The sequence below is a fragment of the Variovorax paradoxus NBRC 15149 genome (assembly GCF_001591365.1).
In the GTDB taxonomy this organism is placed as follows: domain Bacteria; phylum Pseudomonadota; class Gammaproteobacteria; order Burkholderiales; family Burkholderiaceae_C; genus Variovorax; species Variovorax paradoxus.
In genome coordinates this window covers 1,648,913-1,661,657 of record NZ_BCUT01000001.1, presented here as the reverse complement: position 1 = coordinate 1,661,657, position 12,745 = coordinate 1,648,913, and the positions used below count along the sequence as shown (strand labels likewise).

General features: G+C 67.6%; 15 protein-coding genes and 1 pseudogene. 10 read left to right on the top strand and 6 right to left on the bottom strand.

Annotated elements, in window-relative coordinates; all coding sequences use genetic code 11:
- Window position 1 precedes the first annotated feature (1 nt).
- Window positions 2-847 (bottom strand): annotated as a pseudogene (locus VPA02S_RS07890) (LysR substrate-binding domain-containing protein); the annotation flags it as partial.
- Between the two features lie 8 nt (window positions 848-855).
- Between VPA02S_RS07890 and VPA02S_RS07885 the strand changes: the two are divergent.
- Window positions 856-1,176 carry a DUF2917 domain-containing protein gene (locus tag VPA02S_RS07885; protein WP_012746144.1) on the top strand — a complete coding sequence of 107 codons (321 nt, stop codon included), beginning with the start codon at window positions 856-858 and terminating at the stop codon, window positions 1,174-1,176.
- A gap of 56 nt (window positions 1,177-1,232) precedes the next feature.
- On the opposite strand, the gene VPA02S_RS07880 is transcribed toward VPA02S_RS07885, so the two are convergent.
- Entirely contained in the window at window positions 1,233-1,637 is a 405-nt protein-coding gene (locus tag VPA02S_RS07880) for a BLUF domain-containing protein (RefSeq protein WP_012746145.1), read from the bottom strand.
- Window positions 1,638-1,805: 168 nt separating this feature from the next.
- Here VPA02S_RS07880 and VPA02S_RS07875 point away from each other — a divergent pair, with 168 nt between their 5' ends.
- The gene (locus tag VPA02S_RS07875; RefSeq protein ID WP_012746146.1) at window positions 1,806-2,498 is read left to right on the top strand and encodes a Crp/Fnr family transcriptional regulator; all 693 of its coding nucleotides are present in this window, start codon (window positions 1,806-1,808) and stop codon (window positions 2,496-2,498) included.
- Between the two features lie 19 nt (window positions 2,499-2,517).
- On the opposite strand, the gene VPA02S_RS07870 is transcribed toward VPA02S_RS07875, so the two are convergent.
- Window positions 2,518-3,372, bottom strand: a complete 855-nt coding sequence (locus VPA02S_RS07870; protein WP_230537737.1) for a DUF6279 family lipoprotein — start codon at window positions 3,370-3,372, stop codon at window positions 2,518-2,520.
- A 31-nt stretch (window positions 3,373-3,403) separates the two neighbouring features.
- On the opposite strand from VPA02S_RS07870, the gene glmU reads away from it, so the two are divergent.
- On the top strand, window positions 3,404-4,834 hold the full coding sequence (gene glmU / locus VPA02S_RS07865; RefSeq protein WP_062363119.1) for a bifunctional UDP-N-acetylglucosamine diphosphorylase/glucosamine-1-phosphate N-acetyltransferase GlmU: 1,431 nt from the start codon (window positions 3,404-3,406) through the stop codon (window positions 4,832-4,834).
- Window positions 4,835-4,858: 24 nt separating this feature from the next.
- Here glmU and VPA02S_RS07860 read toward each other — a convergent pair whose 3' ends face one another.
- A complete protein-coding gene (locus VPA02S_RS07860; RefSeq protein WP_012746149.1) occupies window positions 4,859-5,344 on the bottom strand; it encodes an Lrp/AsnC family transcriptional regulator in 486 nt (161 codons plus the stop codon).
- 139 nt (window positions 5,345-5,483) lie between these two features.
- Between VPA02S_RS07860 and glmS the strand changes: the two genes are divergently transcribed.
- From glmS to VPA02S_RS07830, 6 genes are all read left to right on the top strand, one after another.
- A complete protein-coding gene (glmS, locus tag VPA02S_RS07855; RefSeq protein WP_018903607.1) occupies window positions 5,484-7,364 on the top strand; it encodes a glutamine--fructose-6-phosphate transaminase (isomerizing) in 1,881 nt (626 codons plus the stop codon).
- A 115-nt stretch (window positions 7,365-7,479) separates the two neighbouring features.
- Complete coding sequence (locus VPA02S_RS07850; protein WP_062363116.1) at window positions 7,480-9,075, top strand: Fic family protein; 1,596 nt, start codon at window positions 7,480-7,482, stop codon at window positions 9,073-9,075.
- Between the two features lie 56 nt (window positions 9,076-9,131).
- On the top strand, window positions 9,132-10,256 hold the full coding sequence (locus VPA02S_RS07845) for a 3-deoxy-7-phosphoheptulonate synthase (protein WP_012746152.1): 1,125 nt from the start codon (window positions 9,132-9,134) through the stop codon (window positions 10,254-10,256).
- Between the two features lie 8 nt (window positions 10,257-10,264).
- On the top strand, window positions 10,265-10,621 hold the full coding sequence (locus tag VPA02S_RS07840; protein ID WP_062363113.1) for a DUF2200 domain-containing protein: 357 nt from the start codon (window positions 10,265-10,267) through the stop codon (window positions 10,619-10,621).
- 60 nt (window positions 10,622-10,681) lie between these two features.
- Complete coding sequence (locus VPA02S_RS07835) at window positions 10,682-11,167, top strand: GFA family protein (RefSeq protein WP_012746154.1); 486 nt, start codon at window positions 10,682-10,684, stop codon at window positions 11,165-11,167.
- Window positions 11,168-11,225: 58 nt separating this feature from the next.
- On the top strand, window positions 11,226-11,546 hold the full coding sequence (locus VPA02S_RS07830; protein WP_012746155.1) for a DUF2845 domain-containing protein: 321 nt from the start codon (window positions 11,226-11,228) through the stop codon (window positions 11,544-11,546).
- Window positions 11,547-11,593: 47 nt separating this feature from the next.
- Here the strand turns inward: VPA02S_RS07830 and VPA02S_RS07825 are convergent, their stop codons facing one another.
- Together VPA02S_RS07825 and VPA02S_RS07820 are read right to left on the bottom strand one after the other, a co-directional pair.
- Window positions 11,594-11,884 (bottom strand): DUF1330 domain-containing protein, encoded by a 291-nt coding sequence (locus tag VPA02S_RS07825; protein ID WP_012746156.1) that lies wholly within the window; start codon window positions 11,882-11,884, stop codon window positions 11,594-11,596.
- 56 nt (window positions 11,885-11,940) lie between these two features.
- Window positions 11,941-12,252, bottom strand: a complete 312-nt coding sequence (locus VPA02S_RS07820; protein WP_012746157.1) for a hypothetical protein — start codon at window positions 12,250-12,252, stop codon at window positions 11,941-11,943.
- A gap of 156 nt (window positions 12,253-12,408) precedes the next feature.
- Between VPA02S_RS07820 and VPA02S_RS07815 the strand changes: the two genes are divergently transcribed.
- Window positions 12,409-12,687 (top strand): GIY-YIG nuclease family protein, encoded by a 279-nt coding sequence (locus VPA02S_RS07815; protein WP_012746158.1) that lies wholly within the window; start codon window positions 12,409-12,411, stop codon window positions 12,685-12,687.
- Window positions 12,688-12,745: the final 58 nt, after the last annotated feature.

The window sequence follows — 12,745 nt, the reverse complement described above, 5'->3', positions numbered from 1 at the left end:
CTCAGTCGATGTTGTCGACGGTGTCCGGATCGGGCACCTCGCCGATGGTCTCGCGCGTGGTGATGGCCTGCACCTGCAGCCAGTCCCAGAAGGCCTTGATCTCGGGCCGCAGCGCATTGCGCGGCCCGGCAATGAGCCAGTAGCCCATCGGCGAATCCATGCGGTGCTGCGGCAGCACCTCCACCAGGTCGCCGTTGGCCAGGCTTTCGGCGATGAGCGAGCTGCGCGCCAGCGTCACGCCCTGGCCGGTGAGCGCGGCCTGCACCATCTGGTAGGCGTAGTTGAAATAGAGCCAGCGCCTGGGCTGCGCGCGTTCCAGGCCGTTGACCTCGAACCAGCGCCGCCAGGTCAGCCATTCGAGGTGCGTGCGGTGCGCGTCGCCGGCCTCGATCAGCGTGAAGCCGGTGATGTCGGCGGGCGTCTTGATGGGCGGGCTGCTCTTGAGCAGCCAGGGGCTCGCCACGGGCGTGAGCGTTTCGCCGAACAGGCGCACGGCGTTGGGCGGCATGACCTCGCGCGTGCCGTAGCGCAGCGCGATGTCGACGTCCGCCACCTCCAGGTCGACCGCCACGTCGCTGGCGTCGATGCGGATGTCGATCTCGGGGTTGTCGCGCTGGAAGGCCTCGAGCCGCGGGATCAGCCACATCGATGCGAAAGACGCAAAGGTGGTGAGCGACACGCTCTTGCGCCCCGCGCTCTGGCGGATCTGGCGCACGGCCGTGTCGATGCGCGGCAGCGACTGCTGCACCGCAAGCAGCAGCTGCGCCCCCGCGCTCGTGAGCTCCACCGCCCGCGTGTGGCGCAGGAACAGCGCCACGCCCACTTCTTCCTCGAGCGACTGGATCTGGCTTCATCATGTCCACCGCCGTCTGCACCACCCAATCGCTTGCTTCCCTGCCGTCTTCCACCCGCACCGCTTCGGCCGTTCCGCCGGCCGTGCGCCGCGGCGCCTGGCAGATCGCGCCCGGCGAGGCGATGAGCCTGAAGGCGCGGTCGGCCAGCGTGCTGCGGGTCAAGCAGGGCCGGGTCTGGGTCACGCCGGACGCCACGTCCGCCAGCGCCAGCGAAGACCTGGTGCTGGCCCCGGGCGAATCGCTGAACGTGGCCGCGGGCCAGCGCATCGTCATGGAAGCATGGGACGGCTACGGTGCCACTTACTCGTGGGACCAAGCCTGAGCGCTGCTCGACCTCCCATGGACGCAAAGGGCGGCTTCGGCCGCCTTTTTCTTTTTTCAGCCGTTGATGTCGAAGCTGGGGCGCAGGGCCAGGAAGTGCGCCAACGCGGCTTCGCCGTCCAGCGCACGGATGCCGGCCATGAGGTCGGGCCCTTCGCTTTCGGCCAGGCCCATGCCAAAGCCGCTGTAGCGGCGTGACGCAAGCGGGCCGCGGCGGAAAATCTTGATGTCGGTGTGCCGGCGGTCCTGTTCGATGCGGCGCATCAGCGTCTCCACCGCCCCATGCGGGCCTTCGAGGTGCTGGCAGAAGCGCATGCCGTCGAAGACGAGCAGGCCGGTGATGCCGTACTGGGCATTGCGTGCGCGGGCCAGGGTCACGATCGAGCCCACGGTGGCCGGCGGCAGGTCCGGCGTGAGCATGCTGCAATAGAAGACTTCGTGGAGAGCTTGCTTTTCTGTCATGCGTTCGGAAGCGGAAGGCGTGCGAAGTGTATGAATCTCCCGGGCCCCGCGAAATGTCAAAAGACACAGGTCCGAAGCCTATAGTGGCGCGTGAAATTCGAGGACCATGCACCCCCCGCCTCGCCCCCTGCGGGCCCCCACCCCTGCGAGCGCTGCGCGCTGCGAAAGATGGAAGCCTTCCTGCCGGTGGCGCCGCAACAGCTCGAAGCCATCGCATCCTTCAGGGCCGGCTCCCGCCGCGTCGCCGCCGGCGCCACCATCATCGACGAGCACCGGCCGAGCGCCGAGCTGTTCACGCTCTATGCCGGATGGGCCTTTCGCTACAAGACGCTGAGCGACGGCCGGCGCCAGATACTGAGCTTTCTGCTGCCCGGCGACTTCATCGGCCTGCAGGACGAGTTTGCCGACGGCCACACGCACGGCGTGGAGGCCGCGAGCGAGGCCACGCTCTGCGTGTTTCCGCGCGGCCGGCTCTGGGAGCTGTTCCATGCCCAGCCGAAGCTCGGTTACGACATCACCTGGCTGGCCGCGCGCGAGGAAAAGCTGGTCGACGACAACCTGGTCACCACGGGCCGCCGCAACGCGGCCGAGCGCGTGGCCATGCTGCTGATGCACCTGTACCGCCGGGCCCAGCGCGTGGGCATGGTGCGCGACGGCTGGGTCGAGTTTCCGTTCAGCCAGCAGCACCTGGCCGATGCACTGGGGCTGTCGCTGGTGCATACCAACAAGACGCTGCGCCGGCTGCAGAGCCTGGGGCTCTACAAGCTCGACGCCGGCTGGCTGCGCATCCTGGAGCCTCGCGCGCTCGAGGCGCTGGGAGACTACTTCGAGCGCCCGATGCGGCCGACGCCGCTGATCTAGCAGCTGCCCGGCGACCGTGCTAGCGCGCGGCCACCAGCTGCCGCAGGTCGTCGTGGTAGGCCTGCAGCCGGCGCACCGCCTGCTCCCGCTGGGCGGCGCTGGCGGTGTTGTGCAGCGCGGCCAGGTTGCGGCAGCCTTCCTGCAGCAGGGCCTGCTGGTGATCGTGCCAGGGGCCGGGCGGCGGCTCGGCGATGCGCATCACGTAGGCATGGATGGCCGCGCGCGCCTCGGCCGCGGAGGGTTTGGCGGCATTGAAGCCGCGCAAGAGCTGCAGCGCCTCCTGCTGGCGCTGGCGGCGCTCGGCATCGGCCAGCCGCGGATCGAACACCGATTGCGCCACCTGCCGCCGCAGCAGCTCGCGCTGCTCCGGGCTCAGCCGGCCATAGAAATCCTCCAGCCGGTCGAGGAAGCGGTCGTAGCGCTTCTCCTGCACATCGGCGGCGCTGCGTTCGAGCCATTCCTTGCGATAGTCGGCATTGTTCTTCGCGTACTTGCGCTCGAGCTGCTGCAGCTGCGCCGCGGTCAGGCTCAATGCCAGCTCGGTGCCCGCCGGCTCGGCGCGCTCGGCGACCGCCAGCAGGCGCTCGCGGATCTGGTCCGCCATGCGGCAGGCCTGGGCCGCGGTCACGTCGTGCGGCGCCAGGGCCTGGGCTTCCTGCAGCAGGCTGGCAATGCGCGGCAGCTCGTTCTGGCGGTGCCAGGTCAGCAGCTGTGCGAGCTCGTCGCGCACCTTGGGCGTCTGCGCGCCGTCGAAATCGAGGTAGGTGTCGAGCCACCAGTAGCTCACCTCGGGCAGGTTGTTGTAGGCCAGCCTGACCGTGCTGCAGCCCGCGAGCGCGGCCGCCGCCAGCAGCGCGCCGATAATCCGCGCCAACTTGGCGCAACGCATTCGGGTAGAAAGAAGCATGAATCAGATTCCGCAAGACAACCAGGGACCGGTCGACGTCGTCATCATGGCGGCCGGCAAGGGCACGCGCATGAAAAGCAGGCTGCCCAAAGTGTTGCACCGTTTGGCCGGACGCGCGCTGCTCGGGCACGTGACCGATACCGCCGCGCGCATCGGCGCGCGCCACGTGGTGGTGGTGACCGGCCACGGCGCGGCCGAGGTCGAGGCCGCCATGGCCGGCAACGCCATCGGCGCCGCCTTGCAGTTTGCGCGGCAGGAGCCGCAGCTGGGCACCGGCCACGCGGTGCAGCAGGCGGCGCCGCTCCTGCCCGACGACGGCACGGTGCTGGTGCTGTCGGGCGACGTGCCGCTGATCGGCGAGGACACGCTGCGCGCGCTGATCGCCGCCAGCGGCGGCCGGCGGCTCGCGCTGCTGACCATCGAGTTCTACGATCCCACCGGCTACGGGCGCATCGTGCGTGCCGAAGGGCAGGCGGGCGGCGAGGTCAAGGCCATCGTCGAGCAGAAGGACGCGACCGAGGCGCAGCGCGGCATCCGCGAGATCTACAGCGGTGTGATGGCCGTGCCCGCCGCGCTGCTCAAGGGCTGGCTCTCGCGGCTGGACAACCGCAACGCCCAGGGCGAGTACTACCTCACCGACATCGTCAAGCTGGCCGCGGCCGACGGCGTGCCCGTGGTCGCGCATGTCATCGACGATGCGCTCCAGGTCGCCGGCATCAACAGCCCCGCGCAGCTGGCGGCGCTGGAGCGCGCCTGGCAGCTGCGGCAGGCCGAAGCGCTGATGGCGCAAGGCGTGCGGCTGGCCGATCCCGCGCGCTTCGACCTGCGCGGCGCGCTGGCCTGCGAGGCCGACGTCGAGATCGACGTCAACTGCGTGTTCGAAGGTTCGGTGTTCCTGGGCGAGGGCGTGCGCGTCGGCGCCAATTGCGTGATTGCCAATGCGCGCATCGAGGCCGGTGCGGTGATCCATCCCTTCACCCACATCGACGGCGAGAAGGCCGGCGTGACCGTGGGCGAAAGGGCGCTGGTCGGCCCCTTCGCGCGGCTGCGGCCGGGCGCGCAGCTGGGCGCCGAGGTGCACATCGGCAACTTCGTCGAGGTCAAGAACTCGACCCTGGCCGAGGGCGCCAAGGCCAATCACCTGGCCTACCTGGGCGATGCCAGCGTGGGCCGACGCGTCAATTACGGCGCGGGCAGCATCACGGCCAACTACGACGGCGCCAACAAGCACCGCACCGTCATCGAGGACGACGTGCACGTGGGCAGCAACTGCGTGCTGGTGGCGCCGGTCACCATTGGCGCGGGCGGCACCATCGGCGGCGGCTCGACGGTGAACAAGTCGACCGAGCCCGGCGCGCTCACGGTGGCGCGCGGCAAGCAGGTCAGTTTTGCGAACTGGAAGCGGCCGCAGAAGCAGCCGAAGGCCTGATCGAAGGGCGCCTGCCGTGGCGCCTCAGGGCGTGAGCGGCACCCTGGGATCGAACTTCGCGCGCTTCAGGCTGAAGAAGGCCTTGACGTTGCGCACATTGCCGTCGGCCGTGAACAGGCGCTGCGCCAGGGCGCTGTAGTCCGGCATGTCGCGCGCCGCCACCACCAGCACGAAGTCCGGCCCCGGCGAGACGCGCCAGCATTGCTGCACGGCGTCGTCGGCGATCACGCGGGCCTCGAAGGCATCGAGGGCCGCGGCGTCCTGCCGGTCCAGCGAAATCTCGACCACCGCCTGCAGGCCGTGGCCCAGCACCGCCGCAAGCCGGTCGGGCGAGAGCAGTGCGACCTGGCGCTCGATCAGCCGCTCCTGCCGCAGGCGTTGCACGCGGCGCAGGCAGGTGGGCGGCGAGATGCCGACCTCGGCGGCCAGCCGCTGGTTGGTCTGCGAGGCATCGCGCTGGAGCGCGTCGAGCAGGCGGAGGTCTATTGCATCGGGGGAAAATGGTTCCATATTCAATGGGATTATGGAATAAAAATCCAACTACCTGAGTCGATGAAAGAAAAGTTCGAAATCCATCGAATTTCGACCGCATATTTTTTCATCCGCTTCCTACCATCGAGCCTCTTCTCCAGATTAAAGGCAGCTCACCATGTGCGGCATCGTCGGCGCAGCGTCCCATCGCAACATCGTTCCGGTCCTGGTCCAGGGCCTGCAAAGGCTCGAATACCGCGGCTACGACTCCTGCGGCGTGGCGGTCCATGCGGGCGGCCTCACGCGGGCGCGCACCACCTCGCGCGTGGCGGACCTCGTCACGCAGGTGCGCGAAGACCATGTCGAAGGCCTGACCGGCATCGCCCACACGCGCTGGGCCACGCACGGCGCGCCTGCCGTGCACAACGCCCATCCGCACTTCAGCCACGGCCCGGGCGCCGACGCGCAGGGCGCGCGGCCAGGCCGCATCGCGCTGGTGCACAACGGCATCATCGAAAACCACGAAACCCTGCGCGCGGCGCTCGAGGCCAAGGGCTACGTGTTCGAGAGCCAGACCGACACCGAGGTCATCGCCCACCTCGTCGACAGCCTCTACGACGGCGACCTGTTCGAGGCCGTGAAGGCCGCGGTGCTGCAGCTGCACGGCGCCTATGCCATTGCCGTGATGTGCCGCGACGAGCCGCAGCGCGTGGTGGGTGCGCGCGCCGGCTCGCCGCTGATCCTGGGCGCGGGCAAGGAGGGCGGCGAGAACTTCCTCGCGAGCGACGCCATGGCGCTGGCCGGCGTGACCGACCAGATCGTCTATCTCGAGGAAGGCGACGTGGTCGACCTGCAGCCCGGCAAGTACTGGATCGTCGACCGCCACCACAAGCCCGTGCAGCGCCAGGTGCGCACCGTGCAGGCGCACAGCGGCGCGGCCGAGCTCGGCCCGTACCGCCACTACATGCAGAAGGAGATCTTCGAGCAGCCGCGCGCCATCGGCGACACGCTCGAGGGCGTGGCCGGCATCGTGCCCGAGCTGTTCGACGGCGTCGGGCAGGACGGCGCCACCGGTGCCAGCGCGCACCGCGTGTTCAAGGACATCGACAAGATCCTCATCCTGGCCTGCGGCACCAGCTACTACAGCGGCTGCACCGCCAAGTACTGGCTCGAGAGCATCGCGAAGATCTCGACGCAGGTCGAGATCGCGAGCGAATACCGCTACCGCGATTCGGTGCCCGATCCGAAGACGCTGGTGGTCACCATCAGCCAATCGGGCGAAACGGCCGACACGCTGGCCGCCTTGAAGCATGCGCGCTCGCTTGGCATGGAACAGACGCTGACCATCTGCAACGTGGCCACCAGCGCCATGGTGCGCGAATGCAAGCTGGCCTACATCACGCGCGCCGGGGTGGAAATTGGCGTGGCCTCGACCAAGGCCTTCACCACGCAGCTGGCCGGCCTGTTCCTGCTGACGCTCGCCATCGCGCAGACCAAGGGGCGCCTGAGCGAAGCCGACGAGGCGCGCTACCTGAAGGAGATGCGGCACCTGCCCGTCGCGCTGCAATCGGTGCTCGCGCTCGAGCCGCAGATCATCGGCTGGGCCGAAGACTTCGCGCGCAAGGACAACGCGCTGTTCCTCGGCCGCGGCCTGCACTACCCGATTGCGCTCGAAGGCGCGCTCAAGCTCAAGGAAGTGACCTACATCCACGCCGAGGCGTACGCCGCCGGCGAACTCAAGCACGGCCCGCTCGCGCTGGTGACCAGCGAGATGCCCGTGGTGGCCGTGGCGCCCAACGACACCCTGCTCGAAAAGCTCAAGAGCAACCTGCAGGAAGTGCGCGCGCGCGGCGGCGTGCTCTACGTGCTGGCCGACGGCGACACCAGGATCAAGGGCAGCGAAGGCCTGCACGTGATCCGCATGCCCGAGCACTACGGCGCGCTCTCGCCGCTGCTGCACGTGGTGCCGCTGCAGTTGCTGGCCTACCACACGGCCTGCGCGCGCGGCACCGATGTCGACAAGCCGCGCAACCTGGCAAAGAGCGTGACGGTGGAGTGAGTGTGGGCTTTGCAAGATAGTCTAGCAATGAATTTGCAATAAAATCTAGCAATCAACTGGCAAAAGAACCTGGCAATCGACTACCAGCTGCCGCCAGCAAAGCGAGACCCTGCACATGGCAACTCCCGTCGCCGTTCGTACAGCCACCCCGGCGCAGCGGCGGCTCGCCACCGCCCTGGAAGCACTGCGGACCTTGCAGGAGCAAGGCCGGAGTGTCTTCAATACGGGCGAGTTCTCTCGCGCGGATCGCGAAGCGTTGGTGGGCGCGGGGTTTCTCCAGCCGGTGATCCAGGGTTGGTACATGTCCGCCAGCCCTTCCGCCAAGGCTGGTGACACGACGCCGTGGATCGCGGGGATGAAGGACTTCATTGCCGCCTACTGCAACGCCCGATTCGGCTCCGACTGGTGCGTGTCGGCGGAATATTCGCTGAAACTGCACGCCGGGACGACCTTGCTGCCCAAGCAGGTCGTCGTGCATGCGCCACTGGGCAAGAACGGCGTGCTCGACTTGCCGAACGGGTTCTCGCTCATGGACTACCAGGCGAGGGATTTTCCAGCGGCCGACCGGCGCGACAGCGTCGGCAATCTCCGTACGATGACACTGGCCCAGGCGCTCCTGAAAGTGCCGGAGAACTTCTTCAGGGCCTCCGCCGAGGACGCGCAAGTCGCGCTGCTGTCCATCAGCGACGCGTCCGAGCTGAGCCGCGTGCTTGCGGAAGGCAACCACGGCACGGTTGCCGGCCGCCTCGCCGGTGCGTTCCGCGCGGTGGGCCGGGACGCGATCGCGGATGACATCGTCGGTTTCATGCGGGCCTTGGGCAATCAGGTCACCGAGGCCAATCCATTCGAAACCCCTCTGCGAATTGTTCCGGGCGACCGCATCGAGTCCCCCTATGTTTCCAGATTGCGGCTCATGTGGGCCTCGATGCGCGACGATGCGGCGAGCGCCTTCCCGCTGAAGGAGCCGGGCCGGCCTGACGACGTTGCCGCATACATGCGCGCGGTCGAAGACGCCTATGTCACCGATGCCTATCACTCGCTGTCCATCGAAGGCTACAGAGTCACGCCGGAACTGATTCGCCGCGTCGCGAACGGAGACTGGAACGAGGACATCCACGAGCAGGACCACCAATCCCGGGATGCGATGGCGGCGCACGGCTATTGGCTTGCGCACAACGAGGTCAAGGCGTCCATCCAGAGTATCTTCGCGGGCGCGAACGCCGGGAACGTTCTCAAGGGCGACCACGGTGCCTGGTTCCGGGCGATGTTCTCGCCCAGCGTGACCGCAGGCCTCCTCGCGGCATCGGATCTCGCGGGCTACCGGGGCCATCAGGTCTACATCCGCAACGCGCAGCACGTGCCGCCCCCGCGCGAAGCGGTGCGCGAGATGATGCCGGTCCTGTTCGAGCTGTTGCGCGACGAGCCCTCGGCCGCCGTGCGCGCGGTGCTGGGCCATTTCATGTTCGTCTTCATTCATCCATACATGGACGGCAATGGGCGGCTCGGGCGCTTCCTCATGAACGCCATGCTGGCCTCGGGCGGGTTCCCCTGGACGGTGTTGCGCCTCGAAGATCGCGATCGCTATATGGCCGCGCTGAACTCAGCAAGCGGCCAGGGCGACATCAAGCCCTTTGCGGCATTCATTGCACAGAGCCTGGGTGCGGCCAGCGGGGCGCAGGCCCGTTCGCCGCGAAGCGACCCGCGCGGTTAAGGTACTTGTGGAAGAGGACAATCCGCCAAGCTCCGTTCGAAACCACAGCCACCACCATGCCCCGCCTCGACGACCCCCTCCACGATGCCGAGATCGGCTCCCGCGACAGCACGCTCGACACCACCCGCATCGACGACGTGCGCATCGGCGCGGTCCGTCCGCTCATCACCCCTGCCTTGCTGCAGGAGCGCGTGCCCGTGCGCGACAACACGCTGGCGCTGGTCGAAGGCAGCCGCGCGGCCATCGCCGACGTGCTGCACGGCCGCGACGACCGGCTGGTCGTGGTGGTTGGGCCATGCTCCATCCATGACCACGACCAGGCCATCGAATACGCGCAGCGCCTGAAGACCGTCGCCGACTCGCTGCAGGACGACCTCCTGATCGTGATGCGCGCCTATTTCGAGAAGCCGCGCACCACCGTGGGCTGGAAGGGCTACATCAACGACCCGCACCTGGACGGCAGCTTCGCGATCAACGAAGGGCTGGAGCGCGCGCGGCGCCTGCTGCTCGAGCTGACCACGCTGGGCCTGCCGACCGGCACCGAGTTCCTCGACCTGCTGAGCCCGCAGTTCATTGCCGACCTGATCGCCTGGGGTGCCATCGGCGCCCGCACCACCGAGAGCCAGAGCCATCGGCAGCTGGCGTCGGGCCTGAGCTGCCCGGTGGGCTTCAAGAACGGCACCGACGGCAGCGTGAAGGTTGCGGCCGACGCGATCCTCGCAGCGCGTGCGCCGCATGCCTTCATGGGCATGACCAAGATGGGCATGGCGGCGATCTTCGAGACGCGCGGCAACGACGACTGCCATGTGATCCTGCGCGGCGGCAAGGCGCCCAACTATTCGGCCGCGGATGTGGCTTCGAGCTGCGAGGCGCTGCTGGCGAACGGCCTGCGGCCGCAGGTGATGATCGACGTGTCGCACGGCAACAGCAGCAAGCAGCACCAGCGGCAGATCGTAGTCGCCGAAGACGTGGCGGCGCAGATCGCGGCCGGCGAGCGGCGCATCACGGGCCTCATGATCGAGAGCCATCTCGAGGAAGGCCGGCAGGACCTGAAGCCCGGCGCGGCGCTGAAGCACGGCGTCTCGATCACCGATGCCTGCATCGGCTTTGCCCAGACGGTGCCGGTGCTCGAGGGCCTGGCGTCGGCGGTCAAGGCAAGGCGGCGCCTGCCGAAGGCTTGAGAGCGGCCATGCCTCAGCATCGAATTTTCGCGATGGCGTTTGCGAAGGTCTATCCGATGTACGTCCAGAAGGCCGAACGCAAGAACCGGACGAAGGAAGAAGTGGATCAGATCATTCGCTGGCTGACCGGCTATGACCAGGCGGGCCTCGCGCGGCAGATCGAACAGGGGAAGGATTTCGAGGCCTTCTTTGCGGAGGCTCCGGCCATGAATCCGAACAGCGCATTGATCAAGGGCGTGGTCTGCGGCGTCCGCGTCGAGGAAGTCGACGATCCGCTGATGCAGAAGATCCGCTACCTGGACAAGCTGGTCGACGAGCTCGCGAAGGGCAGGAAGATGGAGAAGATCCTCCGGCAGCAGGACTGACTGCCAGGCATTGCATCCCATGGCACCTTATCCGCGGCATTGGCACAGGAGGCGATCGGCGTGACGACTCGACGTGATGGAGGGTGCCTGTGCGGGGCCGTGCGCTTCGTCGCCCTGGGCGAGCCCATGCGCACCTTGCAATGCCACTGCAGGTTCTGCCAGCGGGTGACGGGTTCGACCTCATACGCGGAGTCGATGTATCCGGTGGACGCGGTCCAGTTCTCGGGCGAGCCGATGGCAAGGTACTCGCACAAATCGGAAAGCAGTTCGAGGCAGGTGCATGTCCACTTCTGCCCCCGATGCGGCACCACGCTCACGCTCACGTTCGAGCGCTGGCCCGAGTACCGCGGGATCTCTCGCGGGGCGTTCGATGACCCGAATTCCGTGTCGATCAGCTCGCACATCTGGACCAGCTCGGCGCAGACGGGCGTCGTGCTTCCTGCCGGGATCGACTGCTTCCAGTTTGCCCGCGCGGACCTGGCCGGCTTGCCGCAGGCGCCTGCGCGCTTCGATGCACCGCGCATGGCGCGCACGGACAATGCCTGAGCTTCTCTCAAAAAGTTCTCACCCCCACCACTGGAGCCTTTGGCTCGCGGCGGCGTTCATGGCCATCCTTGTTCCGTCCGCCGAAGCTTCCCAGTCGATGGGCTGCAACGGTTCGCTCGTGGGCAAGGGCGATTCGCCCGTGTCGCTGCTTCAGAAATGCGGCGAGCCGATCTATCGCCAGAGCGTCTGCGTGCCGATGCTGCAGCTCGGCTGGATCGTGACGCCCTACCGCGCGGGCAGTCCCCAGGCGATTCTTGCGAACCAGTGCGTTCCCATGGAGGAATGGACATACGACCGCGGTCGCGGTGCATTCCTTGGCGTCGTGCGCATCTACAACGGCGCAATCGAATCCGTGCGCGACGGCGAGCGCAGCCGGTGAAAGCCAGGGCACCGGACATGCCCTGAGAGCCCGATCCCCTGGATGTCTCAGACCCCTTCGATGATCCGCAGGTCCCGTTCCGCGCCGTCGCCCAGCGCGTCAAGCGCGGCCTGGTAGTCGGGGCTGTCGTGCACGGCCCTGGCCTGCTCGACGCTGTCGAACTCGATCAGCACGGTGCGTTGGGACAGGCCGAACTCGTAGACCTCGGCGGGCAGGCCGCGCGCAAGAAAGCGGCCGCCGCCGGCGGTGATGGCCGGGCCGGCCAGTTTTGCGTAGGCCGCGAGTTTGTCGGCGTCGTTGACGGCACGGTACGCGCTGACCCAGTAGGCTTTTGCCATGGTGATTTCTTCTCTGTCTGTTGCTGAGCGCGCAATATAGCTCGCCCGCTGCGCCCTCAGTCCCACGCAGGAAGTTCGTGCAGCGCATCGTTGGGGTGGCCCACGACGTCGACGCCGGTGATGCCGGCGCCGCCCGGCAGGAGCTGGACATCGCAAACCACCTCCCAGGCATGGCTTTCGGTGCGCCGTGCAAGGCACACTTCCTCGCCGGCGGCGAGGAGCTCCACGCATTCGCCGATGCCGATGCGCCGTGCCGCGCCAAGCGCGAATTCGGTCGAGCCGAACTCCTGCTCCACCACCGGGTGAATCGCGACGAGATCGATCTTTCCGTCGCTGAAGTGAACAGCGGTAATTGCATGCTGGGCCATGTTCAACCTCCATTCGTGGAGAGCCCGACAGCGTTCCGGCAACCGCCGTGGGCGTGGGCTCGGCCACCCACTGTACGCCCGCAAATGCGCGTTCCCCTCGCCGCTTTGCCAAAGCCGACTCCAGCGAAGGGCGGCTGCGGCTGCACAATCCGCGCCATGCCCCGATCCCTGCCCGACCCCGATCCCGTGCCCTACTGGCTCTATCTCCTGGAGTGCGAAGGCGGCGTGTACTACGCAGGGATCGCGCTCGACGTGGAGCAGCGCTTCTTCCAGCATGTGTTCGGACTCGGCGCCAAGTTCACGCGCGCGCGTCCTCCGCTGCGCGTGCTTGCAGCGCGCGCCTATCCCGACAAGGGCGCCGCGCTGCGGGCGGAGATCAGGGTCAAGGCATTGCCCCGTGCGCGCAAGCTCGCTTTCTTCGACGCCGAGGACTGACGCGCCCGCAAGAAAAAATACGCGCTTGACCGGCTGCGCTCCCGCCTGAAATTCGCTA

Excerpts from the sequence above, each read along its gene's own strand:
- VPA02S_RS07880 (WP_012746145.1), bottom strand. The coding sequence starts at position 1,637 with ATGACAGAAAAGCAAGCTCTCCACGAAGTCTTCTATTGCAGCATGCTC.
- glmS (WP_018903607.1), top strand. The coding sequence starts at position 5,484 with ATGTGCGGCATCGTCGGCGCAGCGTCCCATCGCAACATCGTTCCGGTC.
- VPA02S_RS07885 (WP_012746144.1), top strand. The coding sequence starts at position 856 with ATGTCCACCGCCGTCTGCACCACCCAATCGCTTGCTTCCCTGCCGTCT.
- VPA02S_RS07815 (WP_012746158.1), top strand. The coding sequence starts at position 12,409 with ATGCCCCGATCCCTGCCCGACCCCGATCCCGTGCCCTACTGGCTCTAT.
- VPA02S_RS07860 (WP_012746149.1), bottom strand. The coding sequence starts at position 5,344 with ATGGAACCATTTTCCCCCGATGCAATAGACCTCCGCCTGCTCGACGCG.
- VPA02S_RS07845 (WP_012746152.1), top strand. The coding sequence starts at position 9,132 with ATGCCCCGCCTCGACGACCCCCTCCACGATGCCGAGATCGGCTCCCGC.
- VPA02S_RS07875 (WP_012746146.1), top strand. The coding sequence starts at position 1,806 with ATGGAAGCCTTCCTGCCGGTGGCGCCGCAACAGCTCGAAGCCATCGCA.
- VPA02S_RS07850 (WP_062363116.1), top strand. The coding sequence starts at position 7,480 with ATGGCAACTCCCGTCGCCGTTCGTACAGCCACCCCGGCGCAGCGGCGG.
- VPA02S_RS07825 (WP_012746156.1), bottom strand. The coding sequence starts at position 11,884 with ATGGCAAAAGCCTACTGGGTCAGCGCGTACCGTGCCGTCAACGACGCC.
- VPA02S_RS07830 (WP_012746155.1), top strand. The coding sequence starts at position 11,226 with ATGGCCATCCTTGTTCCGTCCGCCGAAGCTTCCCAGTCGATGGGCTGC.
- VPA02S_RS07820 (WP_012746157.1), bottom strand. The coding sequence starts at position 12,252 with ATGGCCCAGCATGCAATTACCGCTGTTCACTTCAGCGACGGAAAGATC.
- glmU (WP_062363119.1), top strand. The coding sequence starts at position 3,404 with ATGAATCAGATTCCGCAAGACAACCAGGGACCGGTCGACGTCGTCATC.
- VPA02S_RS07840 (WP_062363113.1), top strand. The coding sequence starts at position 10,265 with ATGCCTCAGCATCGAATTTTCGCGATGGCGTTTGCGAAGGTCTATCCG.